23 protein-coding genes are annotated in these 24512 nt (G+C 47.7%); 2 read left to right on the forward strand and 21 right to left on the reverse strand.

Annotation, left to right across the window (positions count from 1 at the left end):
- The 3 genes from sdhD to HA050_RS10640 all read right to left on the reverse strand — a co-directional run bounded on the left by sdhD (nt 1) and on the right by HA050_RS10640 (nt 1568).
- Nucleotides 1–348 carry a succinate dehydrogenase, hydrophobic membrane anchor protein gene (gene sdhD / locus HA050_RS10630; RefSeq protein ID WP_099398223.1) on the reverse strand — a complete coding sequence of 116 codons (348 nt, stop codon included), beginning with the start codon at nt 346–348 and terminating at the stop codon, nt 1–3.
- Nucleotides 342–716, reverse strand: a complete 375-nt coding sequence (sdhC, locus tag HA050_RS10635) for a succinate dehydrogenase, cytochrome b556 subunit (RefSeq protein WP_099398257.1) — start codon at nt 714–716, stop codon at nt 342–344. Before sdhC ends, sdhD begins: the two co-directional genes overlap by 7 nt.
- 129 nt (nt 717–845) lie before the next feature.
- Entirely contained in the window at nt 846–1568 is a 723-nt protein-coding gene (locus tag HA050_RS10640) for a GntR family transcriptional regulator (RefSeq protein ID WP_166825648.1), read from the reverse strand.
- Nucleotides 1569–1950: 382 nt separating this feature from the next.
- Between HA050_RS10640 and HA050_RS10645 the strand changes: the two genes are divergently transcribed.
- A complete protein-coding gene (locus tag HA050_RS10645) occupies nt 1951–2931 on the forward strand; it encodes a malate dehydrogenase (protein WP_166825651.1) in 981 nt (326 codons plus the stop codon).
- A 100-nt stretch (nt 2932–3031) separates the two neighbouring features.
- Here the strand turns inward: HA050_RS10645 and nagE are convergent, their stop codons facing one another.
- From nagE to HA050_RS10675, 6 genes are all read right to left on the reverse strand, one after another.
- Nucleotides 3032–5050, reverse strand: coding sequence for an N-acetylglucosamine-specific PTS transporter subunit IIBC (gene nagE / locus HA050_RS10650; protein ID WP_166825654.1), 2019 nt, complete (start codon nt 5048–5050; stop codon nt 3032–3034).
- A 587-nt stretch (nt 5051–5637) separates the two neighbouring features.
- Entirely contained in the window at nt 5638–5784 is a 147-nt protein-coding gene (gene cydX / locus HA050_RS10655; protein WP_099398228.1) for a cytochrome bd-I oxidase subunit CydX, read from the reverse strand.
- 95 nt (nt 5785–5879) lie between these two features.
- Nucleotides 5880–7013 (reverse strand): cytochrome d ubiquinol oxidase subunit II, encoded by a 1134-nt coding sequence (gene cydB / locus HA050_RS10660; RefSeq protein WP_205836405.1) that lies wholly within the window; start codon nt 7011–7013, stop codon nt 5880–5882.
- Nucleotides 7014–7022: 9 nt separating this feature from the next.
- Entirely contained in the window at nt 7023–8579 is a 1557-nt protein-coding gene (locus HA050_RS10665; protein WP_166825657.1) for a cytochrome ubiquinol oxidase subunit I, read from the reverse strand.
- 126 nt (nt 8580–8705) lie between these two features.
- Nucleotides 8706–8891, reverse strand: coding sequence for a cytochrome oxidase putative small subunit CydP (gene cydP, locus HA050_RS10670; RefSeq protein ID WP_166825660.1), 186 nt, complete (start codon nt 8889–8891; stop codon nt 8706–8708).
- A 2-nt stretch (nt 8892–8893) separates the two neighbouring features.
- Nucleotides 8894–9445: a GbsR/MarR family transcriptional regulator gene (locus tag HA050_RS10675; RefSeq protein ID WP_099398232.1), complete on the reverse strand. Its 552-nt coding sequence runs from the start codon at nt 9443–9445 to the stop codon at nt 8894–8896.
- 233 nt (nt 9446–9678) lie between these two features.
- Between HA050_RS10675 and HA050_RS10680 the strand changes: the two genes are divergently transcribed.
- Entirely contained in the window at nt 9679–10191 is a 513-nt protein-coding gene (locus tag HA050_RS10680) for a TIGR00645 family protein (RefSeq protein WP_099398233.1), read from the forward strand.
- 338 nt (nt 10192–10529) lie between these two features.
- Here HA050_RS10680 and fliJ read toward each other — a convergent pair whose 3' ends face one another.
- The 12 genes from fliJ to HA050_RS10740 all read right to left on the reverse strand — a co-directional run bounded on the left by fliJ (nt 10530) and on the right by HA050_RS10740 (nt 24509).
- Nucleotides 10530–10961 (reverse strand): flagellar export protein FliJ, encoded by a 432-nt coding sequence (fliJ, locus tag HA050_RS10685; RefSeq protein WP_166825663.1) that lies wholly within the window; start codon nt 10959–10961, stop codon nt 10530–10532.
- An 18-nt stretch (nt 10962–10979) separates the two neighbouring features.
- Entirely contained in the window at nt 10980–12314 is a 1335-nt protein-coding gene (fliI, locus tag HA050_RS10690) for a flagellar protein export ATPase FliI (RefSeq protein ID WP_240929050.1), read from the reverse strand.
- A gap of 55 nt (nt 12315–12369) precedes the next feature.
- Nucleotides 12370–13338, reverse strand: a complete 969-nt coding sequence (locus HA050_RS10695; RefSeq protein ID WP_166825666.1) for a flagellar assembly protein FliH — start codon at nt 13336–13338, stop codon at nt 12370–12372.
- A gap of 144 nt (nt 13339–13482) precedes the next feature.
- Nucleotides 13483–14490, reverse strand: coding sequence for a flagellar motor switch protein FliG (fliG, locus tag HA050_RS10700; protein ID WP_166825668.1), 1008 nt, complete (start codon nt 14488–14490; stop codon nt 13483–13485).
- A gap of 59 nt (nt 14491–14549) precedes the next feature.
- The gene (fliF, locus tag HA050_RS10705) at nt 14550–16277 is read right to left on the reverse strand and encodes a flagellar basal-body MS-ring/collar protein FliF (RefSeq protein WP_166825671.1); all 1728 of its coding nucleotides are present in this window, start codon (nt 16275–16277) and stop codon (nt 14550–14552) included.
- Between the two features lie 114 nt (nt 16278–16391).
- Nucleotides 16392–16715, reverse strand: a complete 324-nt coding sequence (gene fliE, locus HA050_RS10710; RefSeq protein ID WP_115226722.1) for a flagellar hook-basal body complex protein FliE — start codon at nt 16713–16715, stop codon at nt 16392–16394.
- Between the two features lie 154 nt (nt 16716–16869).
- The gene (locus HA050_RS10715) at nt 16870–18228 is read right to left on the reverse strand and encodes a sigma-54-dependent transcriptional regulator (protein WP_205836406.1); all 1359 of its coding nucleotides are present in this window, start codon (nt 18226–18228) and stop codon (nt 16870–16872) included.
- 14 nt (nt 18229–18242) lie between these two features.
- Entirely contained in the window at nt 18243–19325 is a 1083-nt protein-coding gene (locus HA050_RS10720) for a protein-glutamate methylesterase/protein-glutamine glutaminase (protein WP_166825674.1), read from the reverse strand.
- A 16-nt stretch (nt 19326–19341) separates the two neighbouring features.
- Nucleotides 19342–19950 (reverse strand): chemoreceptor glutamine deamidase CheD, encoded by a 609-nt coding sequence (gene cheD, locus HA050_RS10725; protein ID WP_099398241.1) that lies wholly within the window; start codon nt 19948–19950, stop codon nt 19342–19344.
- On the reverse strand, nt 19947–20801 hold the full coding sequence (locus HA050_RS10730; RefSeq protein WP_166825677.1) for a CheR family methyltransferase: 855 nt from the start codon (nt 20799–20801) through the stop codon (nt 19947–19949). The genes cheD and HA050_RS10730 overlap by 4 nt, the downstream gene beginning before the upstream one ends.
- A gap of 284 nt (nt 20802–21085) precedes the next feature.
- Nucleotides 21086–24001, reverse strand: a complete 2916-nt coding sequence (locus HA050_RS22345; protein WP_205836407.1) for a methyl-accepting chemotaxis protein — start codon at nt 23999–24001, stop codon at nt 21086–21088.
- A gap of 22 nt (nt 24002–24023) precedes the next feature.
- Nucleotides 24024–24509: a chemotaxis protein CheW gene (locus tag HA050_RS10740; RefSeq protein WP_115226718.1), complete on the reverse strand. Its 486-nt coding sequence runs from the start codon at nt 24507–24509 to the stop codon at nt 24024–24026.
- Nucleotides 24510–24512: the final 3 nt, after the last annotated feature.

Here is a 24512-nt window from a genome sequence, read left to right on the forward strand (position 1 = left end):
TTATGCACCCCACACAACTTTAATCATATAAACCAAGCTACCTGCCAGCCATAACAGCGTCAGCACGTGCATCGTTAAACGTAAACCAACGTGCTGGAGATAATCCATCCAGATATCACGCACACCCACCCATGCATGCCAAAGCAATGCAAACAGGCTGATAGTGGTCAGCACTTTCACCCATGTACAGGCAAACAGCTGCTGCCATGCTTCAAAAGAAGTACCACCGGCCAGCAATAAAAACGCAACGAGGGCAACAGTGTAAACCAGCATAATCACGGCAGTTACGCGCTGAACCAGCCAGTCTTTCAGGCCGTAATGGGCCCCGACTACTTGACGATTTACCATACCAGACCCCCAATCACGACCGTCAGCACCAGGCTTACCACCAGCACAATTTTGGCTGTAAGGCGTGCCGTTTTCAGCTCCAGGCCCTTATGAATATCTAAAAACAAGAAACGAACGCCTGCGCAGACGTGATGCAAGAAAGCCCACAAAACACCCAACAGCGCAATTTTTACAAGGGGGTTTGAAATACAGGATCTGAATGCATCAAAACGCTCACTCGAGGCTAAAGAACCTTCCAGAGCGTAGAGCATAAAGGGAATCGCCAGAAACATCAGCGCGCCACTCACGCGATGAAGAATGGAGATAATCCCTGGCAAAGGAAGACGAATCTTCGCGATCTCCAGGTGCTTGGGGCGTGTTTTTTGCATGCGCACTTCCTCTTTAAGTTTTACTTCTGTCAGCGTGCACGATCTGTTTCTTAAACCGTCCGACATCACCGACCTGCCTTTTACTACTTACTCAACTACAAATTCATAAAGCTCAGTTCTGTTTGCAAATTAAGCCTGCTCAGGCGGAGCCTGAAATGCCAATTGCTCTGATCTGAACCAGGCCACACTCCAAACTTGCGGCTTTCCATCAAAATCCCTTGCAAGACGCACAAGCTGAAGCAAAGGCTCATGTACTTCAACTTGCAATAACCTGGCTTCAGCACTGGCTGCGGGCACTGCACGATAGCGAACTTCGCCATCTTTTAAGCGCATCCCAAAGTCACGCCAGCATAGTTCACGCAAATTACCGCGTAACTCCCGGATTCTGCGCATTTCCAGATTTGGAAAATTAGCTTCGGGTAAAAACATTTCTTCCAGACCAATCACGGTGCCGGCAACACGCAATAAGCGCCTGACTTGCCATAAGGCTGCACCACGCCTTAAACCCAGTATTTCTGCCAGCTGCTCGCCTGCATGAATCCGTACGCAGCCCAGCATTTCAATTTTTGGCTTTTCACCGCCGTAGCCAGACAAAGGGACAAACATCGCCTGCGCCAAAAAATCACTGGCATCCGACACAAAAGTACCCACACCCTGGCGGCGATACAGAACGCCTTCTAACACCAGCACATCGAGTGCTTTTCTCACCGTTCCCTGGCTTACGCCAAAACGGCGGGCTAAATCATTTTCGCTGGGCAAACTTTCATCTGCATTCCACTCGCCAGCATCCACTGCCGTAGTAACTTCACGAATAACCTGACGATATAAAGGGATGGCTGCAAGTTTGCTCATTGAGGACAGGTTGCTTTTTATCATGTTGTAGCATCATAGTCTACTACAGTCTTATATAAGACAAAAGATACACAACAATATATTTGCTCTGGCAGCAAAACGTGCGCAAAGCACGGATACGCGTGATAAACTTTCTCTGCTAGGCTTACAGAGTAGCTAAAACATACTTTAAACCGTGTAAAAATAAGCATGCGGGGTGTACTGCAGCAGCACTTCATAACAAAGCAGGATACTCACATTTGCTCTACAAATAAGTAGATAAGTGCATCAGACCAGCTGGCCATTTTTCTGATTATTTGCATACAAAGTGTTATCTGTGCGGTTGAAGTGCAAGCGCTGAAAACCCCAGCATCGTTCACACACCAATATCGGAGTGATCCTCATGAAGACCCCTATTCGCGTTGCCGTTACCGGCGCTGCCGGCCAGATTGGTTATAGCCTTTTATTCCGTATTGCATCAGGCGCGATGCTTGGCGCAGATCAGCCTGTGATCCTGCAATTGCTGGATATCACCCCTTCCTTGCCTGCACTGAACGGTGTGGTCATGGAGCTGGATGACTGCGCATTCCCACTCTTGCACGGCATTGTGCAAAGTGACGATCCAAAAGTAGCGTTTAAAGATGCAGACATCGCCCTTCTGGTTGGCGCACGTCCGCGCGGCCCGGGCATGGAGCGTAAAGACTTGCTGGAAGCCAATGGCGCTATCTTTACCGCGCAAGGTAAAGCACTGAATGAAGTGGCTTCCCGTGACGTGAAAGTACTGGTAGTGGGTAATCCAGCCAATACCAATGCTTACATTGCCATGAAAAACGCGCCGGATCTAAACCCGGCTAACTTCACCGCCATGATGCGTCTGGATCACAACCGTGCCCTGACTCAAATCGCACAGAAAACATCTTCAGCGGTAACCGATGTCAACAAGATGATCATCTGGGGCAATCACTCCGCTACTCAATACCCGGACCTGTTCCATGCAACAGTGAAAGGTCAAAGCGCTTCTGCCCTGATCAATGATCAGAAATGGCTGGAAACAGACTTTATCCCTACTGTTCAGCAACGTGGCGCAGCCATTATTAAGGCTCGCGGTTTGTCTTCTGCAGCTTCTGCAGCCAATGCGGCGATTGACCATATCCGTAACTGGGTACTTGGCACTACGGATGGTGACTGGGTCACGATGGGCGTTCCGGCCAATGGCGAGTATGGCTACAGCGATTTGATTTTTGGCTACCCTGTTACTTGTAAAGACGGCAAGTACACCATCGTTGAAGGGCTGGAAATCAGCGACTTCAGCCGTGCCCGTATGGATGCAAGCGCAAAAGAATTGTCTGAAGAGCGTGATGCAGTGAAGCACTTACTTGCTTAATTATTTTTAACTAAAAAATTTACGTTCTGTTGTATAAAGCACACAACGTAAAAAAGGCGAACCCGAGGGTTCGCCTTTTTCTATTCCCGCTAAAGCAGACTTATTTCGCTTTAATGGTATAGAGCGCTGTCTTACCTGCTTCTACATGGCCAGTTGCAAACTGTGCCACGCTGTCAAACTGATCAACATTGCTCAGCACAATCGGGCTGATGATTGAAACTGCATGTTGTGACAGGTATTCCAGATCCAGCTCAAGCACCGCATCACCCGCTTTAACGCGTGAACCTTGCTCAAGTAAGCGTGTGAAACCCTTGCCGCCCAGCTTCACAGTATCCAGACCAATGTGCACAATCAGCTCAGCACCATTATCTGCGATCAGTGCAAATGCATGGTTAGTGTTAAAGATTTTAGCAATCACACCATCCACAGGGGCCAGCACCAGATTGCTGCTTGGACGAATCGCCAGACCTTCACCCACTGCCTTGCTGGAGAACGCAGCATCAGGCACATCCAGCAGCGTCACAACTTCGCCACTCAAAGGAGCAAGCAATACTAAATCGCCTGTTACTTTTTGAGCCGGAGCCGCAACAGCCGCCTTAGCAACAGGAGCCGCTGGCGCTGCAGCAGGGATTGCTGCGCTAATACCTTTACCTGCCAGCAACTGAGTCATGCGTGTTGCAATCAGCTCGGCCTTTGGTCCAACGATAATTTGTACATTTTGTTTATTAAGCTTGATTACACCTGAAGCGCCAAGACGCTTAGCTGCAGCTTCATCCACGCCAGCAGTATCGTTCAGTGTTAAGCGCAGGCGTGTAATGCAAGCATCAATCGCCACAACGTTTGCGCCACCGCCAATCAAAGCGATATAAGCATGAGCCAGTGAATCTGTATCACCACTTACTGGCGAAGCATCACCTTCTGCAGCGCCTTCTTCTTCATCTTCCTGACCCGGTGTTTTCAAGTTGAACGCCTTGATCGCAAAACGGAAGCTGAAGTAGTAAATCGCAAAGAACGCAAAGCCTTGCACGATCAGCATCAGAATATCTTTAGCCAGCGGATTCTTAGTGGACAGCACCAAGTCAACCAAACCGGCACTGAAACCAAAACCAGCAATCCATTGCATACTTGCAGCGATATAAACTGACAAACCAGTCAGCACAGCATGCAGTAAGTAAAGCAGCGGAGCCACAAACATGAATGAGAATTCAAGCGGCTCTGTCACACCAGTAAAGAATGCAGCAAATGCAGCAGCAATCATCAATGACGCAACGCGTGTTTTGTTTTGTGGTTTAGCAGAGTGATAAATAGCTAAAGCAGCACCTGGCAAACCGAACATCATGATCGGGAAGAAACCAGCCTGATACATACCGGTTACACCCAGCACAGCCTTACCTTCAGCAAGGGACTTAGCGCCACCAAGGAAGTTAGGAATGTCGTTAATACCCGCAACGTCGAACCAGAACACGCTGTTGAGTGCGTGATGCAAGCCAACCGGAATCAGCAGACGGTTAAAGAATGCATAGATACCGGCCCCCAGAGGGCCCATACCCATAATGCTTTCACCAAAATGTACCAAGCCATTAAATACAAGTGGCCAGATATACATCAGCGGGAAAGCCACAACCAGCATCACAACCGAAGTGACGATAGGCACTAAGCGGCGGCCACTAAAGAAAGCCAGTGCTTTATGCAGCTCAACACCACTAAAGCGGTTATAAAGCTCAGCAGAAATTACACCCACCAAAATACCAACAAACTGGTTGTTAATTTTGGCAAAGGCTTTAGGCACCTGATCCAAAGGGATACCCTGAATCTGCGAAACTGCGCCCGGTGAAAGTAATGTGGTCAGTACGTAATAACCAACCAAGCCAGATAAAGCCGCCGCACCGTCTTTATCTTTGGACATACCATAGGCAATACCAACAGCAAATAAAATCGACATATTGTCGATAATTGCAGCACCCGATTTAATCAGAAAGGCCGCTAATGCACTATTGCTCCCCCAGCCATTCGGGTCAATCCAATAACCGATACCCATTAAAATAGCGGCGGCTGGCAGAGTCGCCACCGGCACCATCAGCGCACGGCCGATTTTCTGTAAATAGCCCAGAATATTCATAACATCCCCTTTTTATCTTGCTCAAGCAACGAGTGTAAGCGCAGCTCTAATCGTTGAATAACCGTTTTGAAGTGCGAGGTGGCAAAGTTGTCATAACCTTTGCAAGTGACCGTAGTCGATACACCTTACATCACCAAACAAGCTGGATTATTCACTGCGCGGTAGTAATTGGCAATCAAAAGATAAACAAGCCCTTGTATAAAAATGACTTGCGCTAACAAATAGCAAGAATATGAAAAAAATAATGCACTAAATTAAAACAATCTGACAAATTTCATTAACATAAAACAAATGCTTAACAAATAAATAATCAAAAAAACCGCATGATTAATCACTTATTTTTACGCATTAAAATCTACAGAATTCACCTTACGCAGGTATTGAGAAAACTCAAATGCCGGGATCATTCCGGCTGCAACTTACCTTTTGTTACTTTTCTCCCCGCCGGGACAATCCAAAATCAGCCCCTTGCAACAAAAAATTACAAAGCAATAAATAAACGCAAATAAAAAGCAGCCCGCGAACGGGCTGCTAATTTTTCTCTCAGCAACATTTATTTGACATAAAACAAAGAAACCAACAATCGCCTATTTCTTACCATACTTTTCAAAGCGCTCCTGCGCCTCTGTTTCTTTTTCGCCCCCAAATGCATGCGTACTCTCAAACCACATTACATTGATCAGGCCAAAAGCCAGGGCCAGACCCACACCCAAAATCCAGGAAAAATACCACATTTGCACACCCCATTTTGCTGATTTCTTTAACCACAAAGAAGCTCTGATGAATACAAGCCCGCCATCCGGGCCTGCCTTTATGGCACTGAAATAAATTAATAACTGTGAGTATCTTCCTGAAGCCGCTTAACAGACACCGGCCCGCGCATCACCCGATAAACCCATGCGGTATACATCATAATAATCGGCACAAAGATCACCACTACACCCAGCATCACACCCAAGGTTTTCTGGCTGGATACAGCATCCCAAACAGTCAGGCTGGATGCGGCATCTAATGTAGAAGGCAGAATAAACGGGAATAAAGCAATTGCCGTAGTGCACAGCACCGCCACACTGGCCATGCCACTTAAAATAAACGCAATCAGCGGTGAATGCCGCCAGCTGGCAAATGCCGCCAGTAAAGCTGCAACCACACCCGCAGCCGGAACCAGCCAGGCCGATGGATAAAGACTGAAGTTACTTAACCATGCCCCTTTTACGATGGCCACTGTTTTATCCAGCGGATTAAGTGCATCGCCCGCAGGCCCCATCCTCACAATCTGCCATGCATCCAGCTCTTTAAGCCATACACCGCCCAAAGCGAACAAGAGAGCCAAAGCGCAGCCGGCAATGATGGTTGCCTTTCTCGCCCTTTCCTGCACTTGATCCCGGGTTTTCACCGTTAAGAAACTTGCGCCGTGCAAGATCAGCATGGCAATGGCTGCCAAACCACAATAGAGCGAGAATGGATTTAATAAATCATAAAAATGCCCCGAATAACTCACCCGCAGACTATCGTCAAACTGAAATGGCAGGCCGATAAATAAATTGCCTATCGCCACACCAAACACCAGCGTGGGCACCACACTCCCCACAAACAGCGCCCAATCCCAGCCACTGCGCCAGCGCGGGTTTTCCAGCTTGCTGCGATAATCAAAACCAACCGGACGTAAAAACAGGGCAAACAGTACAAACATCAGCGCAACATACATCACCGAAAACGCTGCTGCATACAACAGGGGCCATGCCGCAAATAAAGCAGCCCCCACCGTAACCAGCCAAACCTGATTCCCCTCCCAGGTTGGCCCAACCGAGTTAATAACCAGGCGGCGCTCCTCATCCGTTTTGCCAACAAAAGGCAATAAAATAGCCACACCCAGATCAAAACCACCGGTAAGGGTAAAACCAATGAGCAGAAAAACCATCAACCCCCACCAAATCAACTTCAAGACTTCATAATCGAGCATGATTTTTCCTTAAGCGTGCGAAGTTTTTTCACCAAAATAACGCCCTGTATGCAGGCTGGCCGGCCCAAGGCGGATATATTTCAGCATCAGATACATTTCTATCGCAAACAGGCTGGTATACATCAGCGTTAAGCCAATCATACTGAAATGCAATTGCCCGCTGCTCAGCGCAGAAGCCGACATAAAGGTGGGCAGAATGCCCGATATTGTCCACGGCTGACGGCCATACTCAGCCACCAGCCAGCCCGCTTCAATTGCCACCCATGGCAGTGGAATCGACCATACAGCCAGGTGCAATAACCAGCGTTGCGGAGCGAGATTCCTTTTGGCCAGGAAATAAAACGACATACTAAAAATAAATAAGAACAGCATCCCCAGCCCTACCATAATGCGGAAAGACCAGAAAATAGGCGCAACATTGGGAATCGTATCTGCGGCGGCTGCTTTAATTTGTGCAGGCGTTGCATCCACCACATTGCTGGTATATTTTTTCAGCAATAAGCCATAGCCCAGATCCGCCTTATGCGCTTCAAATGCATCATGGGCCGTTTTATCACCTGCCTTTAAACGGGTTAATGCTGCATAAGCCTGAATACCATTCCTGACTCTTTGCTCGTATTCAATTTTTAAATCTTTAATCCCGGTTACTTTTTCCGTTGTTGAGCGGGTGGCAATTAAGCCCAGCGCGTAGGGAATACTCACCTCAAAATCAACGCGTTCTTCTTTTTGATTCGGAATCCCAAACAAAGTTAATGCGGCAGGCGCAGGCTGCGTATCCCACTGCCCTTCCATTGCCGCCAGCTTGACTTTCTGCACTTCACCCGTGGTGTAGCCGGATTCATCCCCCAGCACAATCACAGATAAAATAGATGCAAGGCCAAATGCTGAAGCAATGGCAAAAGAGCGCAGCGCAAAACCTGTATCCCTTGCTTTTAACAGATACCAGCTGGATACCCCCAGCACAAACATAGAGGCCGCCACATAACCCGCCGCCACGGTATGCACAAACTTAACCTGTGCTACCGGGTTAAAAAACACCTCGGCCAGACTGGTTAATTCCATTCGCATGGTAATGTAATTAAATTCGGCGCCAACCGGATTTTGCATCCAGCCATTGGCAATCAAAATCCATAAGGCCGAAATATTTGACCCCAGCGCCACTAAAAAAGTGACGCCCAGATGTTGTACTTTTGAAAGCCTGTCCCAGCCAAAAAAGAATAAACCTACAAAGGTAGATTCCAAAAAGAAGGCCATCATGCCTTCAATCGCTAATGGCACGCCAAATATGTCGCCCACATAATGCGAGTAATAGGCCCAGTTTGTTCCAAACTGAAATTCAAGGGTTAAGCCTGTTGTGACCCCCATTGCAAAATTAATACCAAATAACTTTCCCCAGAACCGGGTCATGTCCTTATATATTTCTTTACCTGTCATCACATAGGCGGCTTCACAGATCACCAATATCCATGACAAGCCCATTGTTAATGGCACAAATAAAAAATGGAACATCGCGGTTAATCCAAATTGCATACGCGACAATTCCACCACTTCAGCAGCGGGAATCATAAAAGTGTCCTGTGTAATGATTAACTTGGTTCTGGAAAACAAGCTCCCCGCCCGGGCGAAGCCATGAAATGTTTACCCTGTCACCCGATGCAAACACCCATCAGGCTATACCGGTAATCGATTCAGCTAACGCTGAGCCGGAGCAGAAGCCGCACTCGTAAACCGCTCTGTCATCATGGATTGCGGCACCAGCATATGACGGGCAACAGGCTGAGAAAAAAAGCACTTCCAAATCACAAATAACAAGGCCATTTTAATCAGCAAAATAATGGTGATTTCTTGCCACAAAGGCAGACGCTTGCTTATTTGCATAGTTAATCCCTGTTTCCTGGCCGCAACGCTCCGGCAAAGCTCAATACTTTTTGCACCTTAGAACCCAGGCGCATCAAGTTTTCTAAGGTTTCCGGTGAGAGATGCTGCACCTCGTCAAACCAGCCTGTCGCCAGCTCAATCAGCTCGTGCATTTCGCGCATACGTTGCTGAGCATGGCGGTCTTCATCGCTCATAGCCTCGTCCATGAGGGCATCGCGCAGCAAAGTCAGCGTGGGCTCGATTTCGCGCTTGCGCTTTTCCTCGACCAAAGAGCGGAATATCTCCCAAACATCTTTTGGCGTTTCAAAATAATCACGCCTGTCACCTGGCTTATGCACTAATTTGCACAGCTTCCAGGACAACAACTCTTTCATTCCCATGCTGACATTGGAGCGGGAAAAACCAAGCTGCTCGGCAATTTCATCTGAATTCAATGGCTTAGGCGATAGAAACAGTAACGCATACATTTGCCCTACTGTGCGATTCACCCCCCAACGGCTGCCCATTTCACCAAAATGCAAAACAAATCGTTCATTAATCGGCGAGAGGTTCATAATCGTTCCAATTTTCAGTAATTACTGAAATTATAGAAACTTCTTTGATTATAAGCAATACAAAACTTTCCCGCTTAGAGCAGGCAAGCAGATGGCATAATCTCTGCGCGCCCAGTCATACCGGCCCGCAACGGGCAAGCGACCTGCGCGATGGCATACTGAACCCCGCTGTTTAAATCTTGCTTTGCTTGCAAAGAGACGCCATGATTACAGCCTCATTTTGGAGGCAGTAAATGCAAAACCGTGTTGAAGATATTTTGGAAAGGATTATTTTTCAGAGCCGATGGCTGCTGGCGCCCTTTTATTTAGCGCTGATTCTGGGTCTGCTTGCCCTGTTTGCCAAAATGATTAAAGAATTATTTGGTATGTTTAATGCGCTGATTTATGGAGATGGCAATTTAATTATTGCCATCTTAGGCATGGTAGACGTTACCCTGGTGGCCAACCTTTTATTAATTGTGATTTTCAGCGGATATGAAAATTTCATATCGAAACTTGATATTGCCCACAGCTCGGTTGATAAGCCATCGTGGATGGGAAAAGTAAGCTATGCGGATTTAAAGCTGAAATTAATTGGCTCAATTGTGGCCATTTCAGCCATTGATTTGCTTAAAGCATTTATGAATATTAAATCCACCGATCACACAGAGCTGGCATGGTTAATCGGCATCCACCTGACCTTTGTGATTTCCGGGGTATTATTTGCCGTGATGGACAGAATTGCGGCAGGCAGCCCGAAGCATTAACAGCTTGGCAAAAAGATAATCATTAAGCAGATTCTGTTCACCACTTCAGGCGATGCACTCTTATTCTGAGGCTGGTGAACAGAATGTTTAACAGACAATTTGCAATCAATCAGAGTGCGGCCTGGCAATCAATACATGCCAGCAGCAAGCCAATATGCCATAGGCAAAAAAGCCAGACATTTACCCTGATATGCATTTGAGATAATCATGAACTGATTAAAAATAAGGCAGCTGTTTTTTTACCCTATAAAACAGCACACTAAGACAGTTATCCACATCTTATCCTTACTCAGACAAGATTTATCCGTGGATAAAGCAGAAGATATCAACATACAGAATCAGCGGGGGCGCTGCCGTGTATTAAATTCATCATTAATACGCTGCTCATTACGCAATTCTTTTTGCATTTCAGCAGATAAGTGCCGCTGCTTTAAGGCCTCAAACGCCTTTACTTTTTTTTCACATTCCAGCCACGCATCGCGGCGCGCCTCATACATGCTGGCAAGGCGTTCAATTTCCAGTTGCTGCGACAATGCAACATCGTCCAGTTTAGCCAGAAACAGCTGAAAATCCCGCCACTGGACAATACTCATGCCGCCCTGACCGCTGCCCAGCAAGCGGGCACGATACTCAACCCGGTACTGATCAACCTGCTCTAGCTTACCCTGAGCACTCAGCCAATTGGCCTGAGATGCCTGCATAAGCCTTGCAGCGTCTTCTCTTGCACCGATGGCAAGCTCAAGTAAAAAGGCAAAACGAAACTGAGCCACTGCACTCATCCCTGCTGATTACATCAAGAGCTGATAAAGCTTCATTCTAGCCCCATCATAGCGTTCGCACTCGCCAATACCCTGCTGCAAAAAGGCTTCAAAGCTGGGATTACGCCGAATGGCTTCATCCAGAACAGGATCAGAGCCCGGCACATAAGCACCCACGCTGATCAAATCCCGGCTGCGCTGATAGCGGGAGTAAAGATATTTAAAGCGGCGAACCACGGTGAATTCTTCGGGCGAAATAATATCGTTCATCACACGGCTGATCGAAGCTTCGATATCAATCGCCGGATAATGCCCTGCCTCGGCCAGCTGGCGGCTCAGCACAAAGTGACCATCCAAAATTGCACGGGCATTATCGGCGATCGGGTCTTGCTGATCATCGCCTTCGGATAAAACAGTATAAAACGCAGTAATTGAGCCTCCGCCCTCTTCGGCATTGCCCGCACGCTCAACCAATTGCGGCAAGCGGGCAAACACCGATGCCGGATAGCCTTTAGTGGCCGGCGGCTCGCCCACAGCCAGGGCAATTTCACGTTGTGCCATCGCATAGCGCGTGAGCGAATCCATAATCAGTAATACATGCTTGCCCTGATTTCTAAAATATTCGGCAATCGATGTGGCATAGGCTGCGCCATATAAGCGCAGCAAGGGCGGCGTGTCTGCAGGCGCGGCCACCACAACCGAGCGCTGCAAGCCTTCATCACCCAGAATATTTTCAATAAAATCTTTTACTTCCCGGCCACGCTCACCAATCAGGCCCACCACCACCACATCGGCCGTGGTGTAGCGTGCCATCATGCCCAGCAGCACCGATTTACCCACACCAGAGCCTGCAAACAGACCCAAACGCTGGCCACGCCCGACCGTCAGCATGGCATTAATCGCCCGCACGCCCACATCCATCACATGCCGTACTGGTTCACGCGTCATCGGGTTATAGGGGCGGGCAAACAGTGGCATATAGTCATCGTGCTCGATCCGCCCCTTGCCATCAAGCGGCCTGCCTAAGCCATCTAAAACCCGGCCAAGCAAGCCCCAGCCTACCGGCATCTGGCGCCCATGATCTTCTAAACGGCGCTGCGGCGGGCGCGGATGACCATAGCCTGGCACCCACGCTTCCACATCTTCATGCGGCACCACTTGCGCGCCAGGCTCTACGCCATAAATTTCAGCAATCGGCATCAGAAAAAGACGGTCTTCATTAAAGCCGACCACCACAGCCTCAACCGAAGCGCCGCTGGGTGTCATCACATCACAAGACGAGCCAATGGCCAGCCGCAGGCCCACAGCTTCAAGCACCAAACCCGACACTCTGACCAGGCGCCCGCGCGGCAGCCATGGACGCATCCAGCGCACCGCATCTTTGCAATCGGCCAGATACTGGCTGCAACCCTGCAAGGCTTCAGTCATGATGTTCAGATTCAATGGCGGACTCTTCTGCAGCAGGATCAGAATCCTCTGCTGAAAGTCCCTCTGAAGAAGCCTCGGACTCCTCATCAGGAACTAAGGCGGGCTGATTATCCAATTGCGAAAAAGGCGCAGCTTCTGGTGCAGCTTCGGCAGCAGGCAATTCAGCGGGCTCATTTTCAAGGGCAAGCGCAGGCTCAGCAGACTGTCCGGCCCAGCCAAGGTCGGCTCTGTCACCACGCCCTAAGACCCGCAGAATATTTTGCCAGCGCACAGGCAGGGATAAATCAACCGCAGAATCAGGAGTTTCTATCCGGCAGCCTCCAGTTTCCAGCTGCTTATCAGGCAATAAACGCCATGTATCGCCAGGCAAATCGCCGCCCAGCATGCCCTCAACCGCAATAAGATCATCAGGATTCAGAAACACACGCGATGGAGAACGCGCAGCCGGCAGGCTGGCTAATGCTTCGCGCAAAATAGGCAATAAGCGCTCAGGCGAATGATTCAGCTCGTCCCTCACCATTTGGCGGGCAATCACCACGGCCAGATCAAGCACTTCATTCGATAATGCCGCCTCCGCTTTTTGCAAAGTGCTTTCAACGCTTTCCAAAACCGAGCGCAAACGATTTGCTTCGTCTTCAGCCACTAAACGCCCGGCCTCAAGACCCGCCTCAAAACCTTCGCTTTGGGCGCGCTGAACAATCGCTTCTATCTCTTCTGCAGTAGGGAAAGATACATCGGCATCGGGCACATCCACCGGCTCGGTGGGGAGCGGCTCTAATTCATGCTCTTCTTCGAAAAACACCTCTTCTTCTGGCGCCGCCAATTCTTCTGGCACAGGCTCTGCAACCTCTTCCTCTTCCTTTAACGCTGCGGCTTCCGCCTCAGCCTCATTCAGAGAAGCGAGTTCCCATTTTTCCCATGCGCTTAATTGCTCGCGTGGAATCACGCGCGGATTACTCATCTGGACGCCCCGAAACTGCGCAGTACCCTGGAAAAACAAGGCAAGCATTTAAAAAATCGACGCGACAAAAATTTAACAGGTATGCAGATATTCTGAGTATGCAGCACCGCACTGCCAGAGCAATGCGGCTTTTTGATAAGACCATTATTCAACTAACCCTTCATCACCCTTACCGCCCAGCACAATCTGGCCTTCATCTGCCAAGCGGCGAACGATTTTAAGGATTTCTTTTTGCTCTGCTTCAACTTCTGACAACTTAACCGGCCCGCGCGCTTCCAGATCATCGCGCAACATTTCCGCAGCCCGTGAAGACATATTTTTGAAAATCTTTTCCTTGAGCGCCTGGCTGGTGCCCTTGAGCGAAATCACGAGGGAATCAGATTGAATTTCACGCATTAACAGCTGAATACCGCGATCGTCAATATCCAGAATATTGTCGAAGGTAAACATTTTGTCCTGAATTTTTTGCGCCAGCTCCGGGTCGTAATCACGAACACTAGCAATGGCCGAGGCTTCAACCACGCCACCCATAAAGTTAAGAATATCGGCCGCCATTTGCACACCACCCATGGCGCTCTTTTTCAGCTTATCGGAGCCAGACATCAATTGGGTCAGCACATCATTTAATTCTTTGAGCGCAACAGGCTGCACGCCTTCCAGCGTGGCAATCCGCAGCAACACATCATTGCGCTGACGCTCTACAAAATAACTCAGAATTTCAGAAGACTGATCGGACTCCAGATGCACCAGAATTGTAGCGATAATTTGCGGGTGCTCGTTTTTAATCAGCTCAGCAACAGCAGACGAATCCATCCATTTAAGAGATTCAATCCCATTATTATCATTACCCTGCAAAATGCGATCGAGCAAATTTGCGGCTTTATCTGTACCCAGAGCTTTGGTTAACACAGAGCGAATATACTCATCCGCAGCGCCCAAGTTGGCGCGGTTTTGCGTGGAGGCAATAAAATCCCCCAGCACCACGTCAATCTCTTCACGCTTAACGGCCTCCATTCCTGCCACTGCAAAGCCCAGCTTCTGTACTTCCTTAGGACCTAAAAATTTAAATACTTCAACGGCAACATCTTCGCCTAATGTCATCAGGAGCAATGCGCTTTTACGCACGCCTTCATCACTTAAATCGGCAGCCATGGTTTGCTCCTCAAGGCGCTCTTAATATCAAAATACGGCTGCTTTACTACTGTTTTGCACTAGGGCTTTTTATTCGGATCGCCGCCGCCTTTATCATCGGTATTCAGCATCCATTCACGCAAGATAGTCGCAACCATACGCGGATCATCTTTAGCCAGCTCTTTAGCCTGCTGCAACAGCTCGGCAAAGGCGGCCATACGGTTTTGATTTTCGTCTTCTTCAGGCGACTGCTCGTCGGCCTTCAGCTTCTCGCCATCAGGCCCAAGTGTTTCGCCAAAATCCAGCTCCTGAATACGCGCTTCTTCGCGCGTTTTGGCCATATCTTTCATTAATGGCCGCAGCACAAAGAACAATAAATAAAGAACAACGACGGCAATCAGCGCTAATTTACCCACATCTGTGGCATTGGTCTGAATATACGCCAGCGCTTTGTCCTGTATTTTCTTTTCTTCCAAAGGCAGAGAATCTGCAAATGCAGCATTCACCACATTCACCGAGTCACCACGCTCCTTGTTGTACCCTATCGCTTCCCGTACCAGATTATTAATCTGAGTCATTTCTTGCGGGCTGAACGGCAGATAAGTCATCTTTCCGGATTTATCCTTACCCGGCTTATAGTTCAGCACCACCGCTGCAGACAGCCGTTTTACCCCACCCACCTGCTGTTTCACATGCTGAATGGTTTTATCTACTTCATAATTAATTGTTGCTTCTTTACGGCTATTGGCAGTGCCTGTGACGGCAGCTTCAGAGGCTCCTGATGCTGCAGGTGCCGTTATAGGTGCAGCAGCAGCGCCTGGTGGCTGGTTTGATAATGCGCCAGGCACACCACCCGCTGATTCATTACTGGATTTACCTTGTAAATCGAGCGTTTGCTGGCTGCGCATGGCCGAGCTGTTCGGGGGCGAATTAGGTTTAAAGGATTCTGATGTTTGCTCAACTTCGGCAAAATCAATTTGAGCTGTCACTTCGGCTTTTACATTTTCCTTACCCACCAGCGGAGCAAGAATGGTTTCAACACGCTCAACAAAGCCTTTTTCCACATGCTGCACATAAAGCAATTGCCGCGGATCTAAATTGTTCTGGCTCATTTCTGGCAATTTAGATAATAAATTACCGTCCTGGTCCACAATCGTTACGTTTTTAATCGGCAGCTCAGGCACGCTGGACGATACTAAATGAATAATCCCTGCCACCTGCCCGCCATCTAAAATCCGGCCGGGGTGAAGAGTCAGCATCACAGATGCCGTTGGCTTTTGCTGATCACGCAAAAACACTGTCTGTTTGGGCATCGCCAAATGCACGCGCGCTTTGCTGACGGATGCAACCGTTTCAATTGAGCGGGCTAATTCACCTTCAATAGCTCGCTGATAATTAACCTGCTCGGCAAATTGCGAAACACCAAATTTTTGATTATCGAGTAATTCAAAGCCTGCATTACCCGATTTAGGTAATCCTTGAGCTGCGAGTTTTAATCTGACGTCATAAATCTTATCGGCTGCTACAGAAATAGTGCCGCCCGGATCAAGCTTATAGGGCACATTCATTTGCTGCAGAGATTGAACGATGGCACCGCCATCTTTATCCGGAATATTGGTAAACAAAATGCGATAGGCAGGCTCTTTTGACCACAGCATATTGCCCACAATTAATGCAATTACAGCAGCCACAGCAACCATCAGGCCGATCTTTCGCCCAGAGGATAACGCAGCGAAACGCTCACGCGCTACACCGAAGCCTCTTGCTGTAATCAGATTATTATCTGCCGCTGCACTTACCTCTGCCATACGTCGAAATCCCATGCAGGCTTTGATGAGCCTGTCTAAATTCTAGTCTAAATATTTCAGCAATGCTTTCACGAAATACTCAGGCTAGCTGGGGCTCCGGACAGAGCCGGGGCATCAGACCTGCATACTCATGACTTCCTGATAAGCACTGACAAGCTTATTGCGTACCTGCACCATCGTTTGGAAAGAAAGGCTGGCTTTTTGCAAGGATACCATTACATCCTGCAGATTGGCTTCTGGTGCACCGGACTGAAACGCAAGCTGTTGCGCCTGAGCGTCTTGCTGTACCTGGTTTACCTGATCCAAAGAAGACTTAAGCATTGACGCAAAGTCAGGCGCGCCCGCAACAGGCTGCGTCTGGTTTGCGGCCTGCCCTCCTGCGAGTGCAGACATTGCTTTTAATTCGCCAAGAACCTGATCGATTCCTTGCACGCTCATGACTTATATCCCCTTTTAAGCAGTTAATCAATTGATCCGGCCATAAGCATTAATAAAGCCAAAATGGCAGCGGCAACAACGGACTAATGCCCTGTTTTGAAATTGTAGGTGCTCCGACTAAGCTACTGCAAGCAATTCCTGAGCCACCTTCAACTCAAATGGATAAATCCGGGTTTTGTTCACGATACTGCTGTAATTTATAACGTAACGTTCTTTCACTCATGCCCAGCTTTTCTGCGGTTGATTTGCGCGCACCACCCAGCGACTTGAGTGTTTCCAATATATGTCTTTTCTCCAGCTCTTTGATATCACTTACGACAGCCGGCACGTCGCTCTGCGGCAAAACATCGGCCGGAACCGTCTCACCGGCAATATTTGCCGCCTTAAGAGATGCTGTTTGCGGCAAATAAAGATGCTCAACAGCGATTTCATCGCCCGGAGCCAGAATAAGCGCCCGCTGCATCACATTATCTAATTCGCGAATATTGCCTTCCCAGCCGTTAGCAAGCAATGCGGCCTCTGCCGCACACGACAATACCGGTACGCGCCGTTTTTGCCTTGCCGCATGCCTCGCAAGCATCGCTTTAGCCAGCGGCAAAATATCATCGCTGCGCTCACGAAGGCTGGGAAGCTGCAAAGGAAAAACATTCAGACGATAAAACAAATCCTCACGAAAACGCCCGGCAGCCACTTCCAGCTTCATATCCCGATTCGACGTGGCCAGCACGCGAATATCAATTTGCACCGGCTTATTGCCACCTACCCGCTCCACTTCACGCTCTTGCAGCACACGCAGTAATTTGGCCTGCAGAGCCAGAGGCATTTCTGATATCTCATCCAGCAATAATGTGCCGCCATTGGCCTGCTCAAATTTACCCAGGTGCTGATTTGCAGCACCAGTAAACGAGCCTTTTTCATGGCCAAACAATGTTGATTCTAAGAGTTGTTCAGGAATAGCCGCACAATTAATAGCCACAAATGGCCGGGCCGCCCTGCCACTGTTGCGATGTAAAAATTGCGCCAGTACTTCTTTACCTGTGCCTGATTCACCCGTAATCATGACCGAGGCATCAGAAAGCGCGACGCGCCTTGCCATATCTAAAAGACTGAGCATGGCCGGATCTTCCGCAATCACCTCTTCATCATCGCTGTCCGGCAGCATGTATTTCGCTACTTCCTGCAATAAGCGATCGGGCTCAAACGGCTTGGGGAGATAATGACATGCACCGGAATGTAATGCGGCAACCGCTTTTTCGATCACCCCATAGGCGGTCATTAGAATTACAGGCAAATAAGGATAGAGCAGCTTAATTTCCTGCAACAGCCTTTCGCCATCCATAGGCTGCATTTGCACATCGGAGAGCACAAGCCCCACACGGTGGTTTGCCAGAACCTGCAGCGCATCACTGCCATCTTCAGCCACAAGCACCGAGTAGCCACCCAATTCCAGCGTATCAGCCAGCGCTTCTCTTAAACTATCATCATCTTCAACAATTAATATTGCTAAATTCATCTGGCATATCACTTTCAAATTCGTACATTACGCCCGCCGTGCAGGGTTAGAAAAGCCAGCACCCGGCCAGAGATTTCTTTCAGTGGCAGCACTTCATGCACACCACCCAGCGCAATTGCTTCTTTGGGCATACCAAACACCACACACGAAGCTTCATCCTGTGCATAGTTATAGGCCCCCGCCTGCTTCATCTCCAGCATCCCGGCCGCACCATCTTTGCCCATGCCCGTCAGAATCACGCCAATTGCGTTTTTCCCTGCCAGATTAGCTACAGACCTGAACAACACATCAACAGAAGGGCGATGGCGGTTTACGGTTTCCCCCTGCGACAGGTGGCAAACATAGTTCGCCCCGGATACACCCAATAAAAGATGGGAATGCCCCGGAGCAATATAGGCATGCCCTGGCAATACCCGCTCACCATGCTCGGCTTCTTTAACCGTAATGCTGCACAGGGTATTCAGCCTGTTAGCAAAAGACTTGGTAAACATCTCTGGCATATGCTGGGCAATCAGAATAGCCGGAGCATCAGGCGGCATCGGCATTAAGAACTCTTTAAGGGCCTCAGTCCCCCCCGTTGACGCACCAACGATAATCAGTTTTTCAGTTTTTAAAATCGGCCGGGATACTTTTGGAAGAACCACATCCGCCGAATTATTTGGCATGACATTGCTGCTGAACATTGGCTTCACTTTTGCCCCCGCTGCGCAACGTATTTTTTCCCGAATATCATCGGCATATCCTTGAATCCCACGCACAATATCCAATTTTGGCTTGGCAATAATATCAACCGCCCCCAATTCCAGGGCGCGGAGAGCCGCTTCTGAACCCTGTTCAGTTAAAGAGGATATCATAATCACCGGCGTGGGTTTAAGCCGCATCAGCCTTTCAAGAAATTCCAGCCCATCCATTTTAGGCATTTCGATATCAAGCGTAATGACATCAGGATTAAGCTCACGAATTTTTTCTCTTGCAATAAGCGGATCAGGTGCTGTGGCCACACACTCTAAATCAGGTGCTTCATTAATAATTTCTGTAAGCAGATTCCTCATTAAAGCGGAATCATCAATGACAATCACCCGGACCTTTTTTTTCATGATTTAATTTCCGCAATTAAAACAGATCAACATCTCCACCCTGCTTAGCATATTGCAATCTTGAGCTGTAATCTTTTTCCCGGTCAACAATTGTATTGTTGTGTACGGCTTTTAATTTTTTAACCAATACCCGTCCTGTTTGCGGAAAAAAATAAACTTTACGCGGAAATATATCCAGCAAATCTTCCGACACAACGGGTATTCTTTCCAGATCCAGAAATGAGCGGACAAAATCAACATTTTTCTGCCCAATATTAGATACAGTAAAACCTCTCAATACATTGCCGCCGCCAAAAACCTTTGCTTCTAATGAGCTTTTAGATCCGCCCATTTTCATAATTTGGTTAATCAGCATTTCCATTGCATAAGTGCCATAGCGTGTTGCCAGACCCGCCATTGCCGTTGCCTCGTCGGCAGCCTCTGGCAGCATAAAGTGATTCATGCCACCCACACCTGTTTTTCTATCCCGGATACACGCGGCCACACATGAACCCAGCACAGTGACAAGAAGCATATTCCGCCCGGTTACATAATATTCACCAGGCAAAAGCTTTGCAGCATCAATATCAAAACTTTTATCAAAGTAAAGAGTGGGTGCCAATACCTCCTCATAGCCCTTACTCATTTTGACAATCCCCACTCATGAATGGCTTTATCGGTAAGCCGATAGACCGTTTTACCGCAGGAGTGAAACCACTCGGACATATGATGCAGGTTTTCTGAATGGCCCACATACAATAAGCCATTCGGTTTTAATAGCCTGCCCATTTTTTCCAGCATGACCCGCTGGGTTGCCTGATCAAAATAAATCATGACATTTCTGCAAAAAATCGCATCAAAATAAGGTGTTAAAGGCCATGAATGCGCCAATAAATTAATTTGTTTAAATTCGATCATTTCTCTTAATTCTTTTCTGACCCTGGCCTGCCCGATGTTTTCACCTTTGCCTTTCAGAAAGAAAGTTTTGCATCTTTCAGGGGAAACTTTATCTAATTTATCCATTGAATATATGCCATTTTTCGCTTTAGACAATACATGAGTATCTAAATCAGATGCAATAATCTCTACCTCAGGCCTGAGCCTGCCATAAGCCTCCACTGCTGTCATTGCCAAGGAATACGGTTCTTCTCCGGTACTCGATGCAGAGCACCAAATGCGCACCGGGCCATGTAATTTATGCAGCTGATCAGTGAGCATTTCAAAATGATGTTTTTCTCTGAAAAAAAAAGTTAAATTAGTCGTCAAAGCATTTGTAAATTGTTGCCATTCTTCGTGCTTTGGTTCTGCCTCCAGAAAATTCAGGTAATCACTAAATTTTTCTAAATTCAGCGCTCTTAAACGCCGTGCTAAACGGCTGTATACCATGGATTGCTTACTTTCATTTAAGCGTATTCCCGCCCGGGCATAAATGATATTCACAACCCGGCGAAAATCTGCATCGGTAAATATAAAATCTTGCTCTCGCTCATTGCTCATATTGGCAAACTCATTTTATCGCGACGGGATTTACAGCCGGCCATTTGTACTTTCTTGTATCAGGGCACGATACCAAGGCCTGAATGGCTGAATTAAAAAAGGCAGATCTGCATAATCTGCCCTCCGAAAGACTTGCGGGCTTAATACCGCTTGAGGCCCCGCCGGATAAGGCCAGATTTCACACATTTTCTCAGTAAACGATTCGCCTCAAAAACCCGTGAAACCTGCCTCAAACCGTGCCCCTCGCGGGTTTTTAAGCCCCGCAGCCCTCAGGCCAAATCAGATTAAAACTCTTCCCAATCACCATCATCCGCAGTAGGTCCTGGCAATTTTTTACCGGTACTGCCTGACTTTTGCGGTGCAGGTGTACGGCTGATCTGAGGAGAGCGTGCCACTGGTGCACTACTACGCGGCGCGGCCAGCTGTTTCGTGGCGACGCCTGCATGCTGATAAGCCGCCCCCACTTTAAACACAGCGATGGCATCAGCCAGGCTGCCCGCCTGCTCTTCAAGACTCTCGGCAGCGGCTGCGGCCTCTTCAACAAGAGCAGCATTTTGCTGAGTGTTTTCGTCCATCTGCACCACAGCCTGATTGACCTGCTCAATCCCCGAGCTTTGCTCTGCACTGGCAGCGGAAATTTCACTCATGATATCGGTTACACGGCGAACAGCAGTCACCACCTCTTGCATGGTGCGCCCGGCTTCATCCACCAAACGTGAGCCCGATTCAACCTTCACAACCGAATCGCCAATCAGCGATTTAATTTCCTTAGCGGCTGCGGCAGAGCGCTGTGCCAGATTACGTACCTCGCTGGCCACCACCGCAAAGCCCCTGCCCTGCTCGCCCGCCCTTGCCGCTTCAACTGCAGCGTTCAGAGCCAGAATATTGGTCTGGAAGGCAATGCCATCAATCACAGAAATAATATCAACAATCTTTTTGGCACTGTTATTGATCTCGGACATCGTAGAAACGACTTGCTCAACAACCCCGCCGCCTTTGACAGCGATATCTGACGCGCCAATAGCCAACTGATTGGCTTGTCTGGCGTTTTCAGCATTTTGTTTCACCGTGCCCGTCAGCTCTTCCATGCTGGAGGCCGTTTCCTCAAGACTTGCTGCCTGTTGCTCGGTACGGCTGGACAAATTGTTATTACCTGCAGCAATTTCCTGTGATGCGGTATTAATCAGGCCAACCGAATCTTTAATTTGCATAACGATTTCAGATAAGCGCTCACCGGTTAAATTGCAATCATCTTTTAATTGCCCCAGTGTGCCTTTGTAATCATCATTAATCGTTTCAGACAAATCGCCTCGAGCCAGTGCTCCCAATACCCGCACCACATCAGCAAGGCCCTTTTCATTAGAAGACATCAGCTGATTCATACCTTCGCACAGTTTGAGGGTAAAGCCTTCCTTACCTTCCAGTGAGGCACGTTTAGAGAAATCACCATGTATTGCAGCAGCCTCTACGATGCCCGCAATTTCTGACTCAACCGCTACTTCTATAGTGCGGTCAAGCCACTCCACAACCGTACCCTGGCGCACACCCTGCTCGTCATGAACCGGATTTGCTACCAATTTAAATGTATGCCCGCCCACCACAATTTCAGTGGTATATGTACCACGTAAATTCGCCAGCATATCGCGCTGATGTGCCGGATTTTTATGGAATACATCCACATTCTGGCCAATCAATTTACTGACATCAAACTGGGGCAATACTTTACGCAATTCATTTTGTGCTGCGCTCAGCATAGAGCTGACCGACTTATTCATATAAATAATTTCACGCTCATTATTAGCGATCATTACATTTGTTGTACAACCATCCAGAGCAGCTTTAATCCGGCTATTATCTGCGCTGATTTTTCGCTCAGTTTCCTGACGTTTTTCTTCTACAGCCTGGGCATGCAATTCAGCCGATAAATCCTGCCATTCCACCACTGTGCCCAAACGGTTATTTTCTTCATCAAGCACCGGAGAGGCAATTAAACCAAATGTACGCCCGCCAACAACAATTCGTGTTTTATATACGCCACGTAAATTAGCCAGCATATCTTTTTGATGTGCCGGGTTTTTATGGAATATATCTACATTTACCTCACCAGACTGCAACTGTCTTGCGCTGAACTGAGGCAGATCTTTACGAATATCCGCCTCAGCAACAGATAACATATCCATTACGGCTTTATTCGTATAAATAATGTTTCTATCGTTATCAGCAATCATCACATTAGAAGCCACACTATCTAATGCAGACTTAATCCGTGAATTACTTGCCGCAAGCAGGCTGGCCTTATTAGCCATAGCCAGCGACTCAGTTCTGTCCTGCCATTCCACTACCGTACCTATCCTTGCCCTGCTTGCAGAAAAAACAGGCGTTACCAAAAGCCTGAAAGTCCGTCCGCCTAATTCCAATTGTGTTTCATGCACCGCGCTTAAACCGGTCAGCATATTGCGCTGAAATGCCGGACTTTTATGAAACACATCAATACTGCTGCCCAATACTTTAGCAGCAGAAAAAGCAGGTAAATCTTTGCGAATATCACTCTCAGCCTTACTGAGCATGGCCTCCATAGAGGCATTGGTATAAATAATATTATAACTTTCATCTGCCATCATGACATTGGTAGATGCAACATCTAAAGCGGATTTTAAATTTGCACTTTCAACTGCTTGCGTCATATCAGCAGCAAATTTAATAACTTTATAAGGTTTTCCATTTGCATCAAATACAGGGTTATAGCTGGCCTGAATCCATACCATTTTCCCACTCTTGCTGATTCGTTTATAAACACCCGAATCAAAGTCTCCGCGCCGCAATTTATCCCAAAAAGCGATGTATTCAGAAGACTGTCTTTGAACAGGATCAACAAATATACTATGGTGCTGATCTTTTATTTCACTTAACCGATAGCCCAGACAATTTAAAAAATTATCATTTGCTGTCAGTATTTTCCCATTAAGATCGAATTCAATCACAGCCTGCGATCTTTCAATTGCATTCATTTTAGCTTTAAATTCCTGCAACTCCTCCTGCAGGCTTAAAACTTGCTTTTTAGAAGCTTCTTCTTTAAGCGGATCAAATGCAAGCTCTGCCTTCATGGCTCTGGCTCTTAATTCCTGCACTTCATCCTGCAAACTCAGAATCTGCTTTCTGCTTGCTTCTTCTTTGGCCGGATCTGAAAAGAGATTAAACATAGTACGCTCCTTAAATCATCAATTAAGCGGTTACGGCAACATGATCCACCAATGACATATCGCTGCTGGTCATTAGCTTCTCAATATCAACGAGGATAATCATGCGCTCCTCTAAAGTGCCTAATCCCTGTATATAGGCAGTATCGAGAACCGCACCAAATTCCGGAGCCGGTTTAACGTGATTAGCCGCCAAAGTTAAAACATCAGAAACACCATCTACTACAATACCTACCGTCCGATTAGCCACATTCAGAATAATGACTACGGTGAAATGGTCATACATAATATTGCCCAGACCAAACTTAATTCTTAAATCAACAATAGGCACAATATTGCCACGTAAATTAATAACGCCCTTAATAAATGCAGGCACATTTGCGATGCTTGTTACTGCATCATAGCCACGAATTTCCTGCACCTTTAAAATATCAATGCCGTACTCTTCGCTGCCTAATGCAAAAACCAAAATCTCGCGAGCGGCATCCGGGTGATCCAAACCATTATCCATCTT

Source organism: Iodobacter violaceini, assembly GCF_011601265.1.
In the GTDB taxonomy this organism is placed as follows: Bacteria; Pseudomonadota; Gammaproteobacteria; order Burkholderiales; family Chitinibacteraceae; genus Iodobacter; species Iodobacter violaceini.

What these genes read in the sequence shown, in the direction of transcription:
- HA050_RS10665 (WP_166825657.1), bottom strand. Translation starts at nt 8,579, where the DNA reads ATGATTCCCGCTGCTGAAGTGGTGGAATTGTCGCGTATGCAATTTGGA.
- fliI (WP_240929050.1), bottom strand. Translation starts at nt 12,314, where the DNA reads ATGCGTCCATGGCTGCCGCGCGGGCGCCTGGTCAGAGTGTCGGGTTTG.
- HA050_RS10730 (WP_166825677.1), bottom strand. Translation starts at nt 20,801, where the DNA reads ATGAGCAATGAGCGAGAGCAAGATTTTATATTTACCGATGCAGATTTT.
- fliE (WP_115226722.1), bottom strand. Translation starts at nt 16,715, where the DNA reads ATGAGCGTGCAAGGAATCGATCAGGTTCTTGGCGAATTAAAAGCAATG.
- HA050_RS10645 (WP_166825651.1), top strand. Translation starts at nt 1,951, where the DNA reads ATGAAGACCCCTATTCGCGTTGCCGTTACCGGCGCTGCCGGCCAGATT.
- nagE (WP_166825654.1), bottom strand. Translation starts at nt 5,050, where the DNA reads ATGAATATTCTGGGCTATTTACAGAAAATCGGCCGTGCGCTGATGGTG.
- HA050_RS10720 (WP_166825674.1), bottom strand. Translation starts at nt 19,325, where the DNA reads ATGAAAAAAAAGGTCCGGGTGATTGTCATTGATGATTCCGCTTTAATG.
- HA050_RS22345 (WP_205836407.1), bottom strand. Translation starts at nt 24,001, where the DNA reads ATGTTTAATCTCTTTTCAGATCCGGCCAAAGAAGAAGCAAGCAGAAAG.
- sdhD (WP_099398223.1), bottom strand. Translation starts at nt 348, where the DNA reads ATGGTAAATCGTCAAGTAGTCGGGGCCCATTACGGCCTGAAAGACTGG.
- cydX (WP_099398228.1), bottom strand. Translation starts at nt 5,784, where the DNA reads ATGTGGTATTTTTCCTGGATTTTGGGTGTGGGTCTGGCCCTGGCTTTT.
- fliG (WP_166825668.1), bottom strand. Translation starts at nt 14,490, where the DNA reads ATGGCTGCCGATTTAAGTGATGAAGGCGTGCGTAAAAGCGCATTGCTC.
- cydP (WP_166825660.1), bottom strand. Translation starts at nt 8,891, where the DNA reads ATGCAAATAAGCAAGCGTCTGCCTTTGTGGCAAGAAATCACCATTATT.
- sdhC (WP_099398257.1), bottom strand. Translation starts at nt 716, where the DNA reads ATGCAAAAAACACGCCCCAAGCACCTGGAGATCGCGAAGATTCGTCTT.
- HA050_RS10740 (WP_115226718.1), bottom strand. Translation starts at nt 24,509, where the DNA reads ATGGATAATGGTTTGGATCACCCGGATGCCGCTCGCGAGATTTTGGTT.
- cydB (WP_205836405.1), bottom strand. Translation starts at nt 7,013, where the DNA reads ATGCTCGATTATGAAGTCTTGAAGTTGATTTGGTGGGGGTTGATGGTT.
- HA050_RS10715 (WP_205836406.1), bottom strand. Translation starts at nt 18,228, where the DNA reads ATGAATTTAGCAATATTAATTGTTGAAGATGATGATAGTTTAAGAGAA.
- HA050_RS10680 (WP_099398233.1), top strand. Translation starts at nt 9,679, where the DNA reads ATGCAAAACCGTGTTGAAGATATTTTGGAAAGGATTATTTTTCAGAGC.
- HA050_RS10640 (WP_166825648.1), bottom strand. Translation starts at nt 1,568, where the DNA reads ATGAGCAAACTTGCAGCCATCCCTTTATATCGTCAGGTTATTCGTGAA.
- cheD (WP_099398241.1), bottom strand. Translation starts at nt 19,950, where the DNA reads ATGAGTAAGGGCTATGAGGAGGTATTGGCACCCACTCTTTACTTTGAT.
- HA050_RS10695 (WP_166825666.1), bottom strand. Translation starts at nt 13,338, where the DNA reads ATGAGTAATCCGCGCGTGATTCCACGCGAGCAATTAAGCGCATGGGAA.
- HA050_RS10675 (WP_099398232.1), bottom strand. Translation starts at nt 9,445, where the DNA reads ATGAACCTCTCGCCGATTAATGAACGATTTGTTTTGCATTTTGGTGAA.
- fliF (WP_166825671.1), bottom strand. Translation starts at nt 16,277, where the DNA reads ATGGCAGAGGTAAGTGCAGCGGCAGATAATAATCTGATTACAGCAAGA.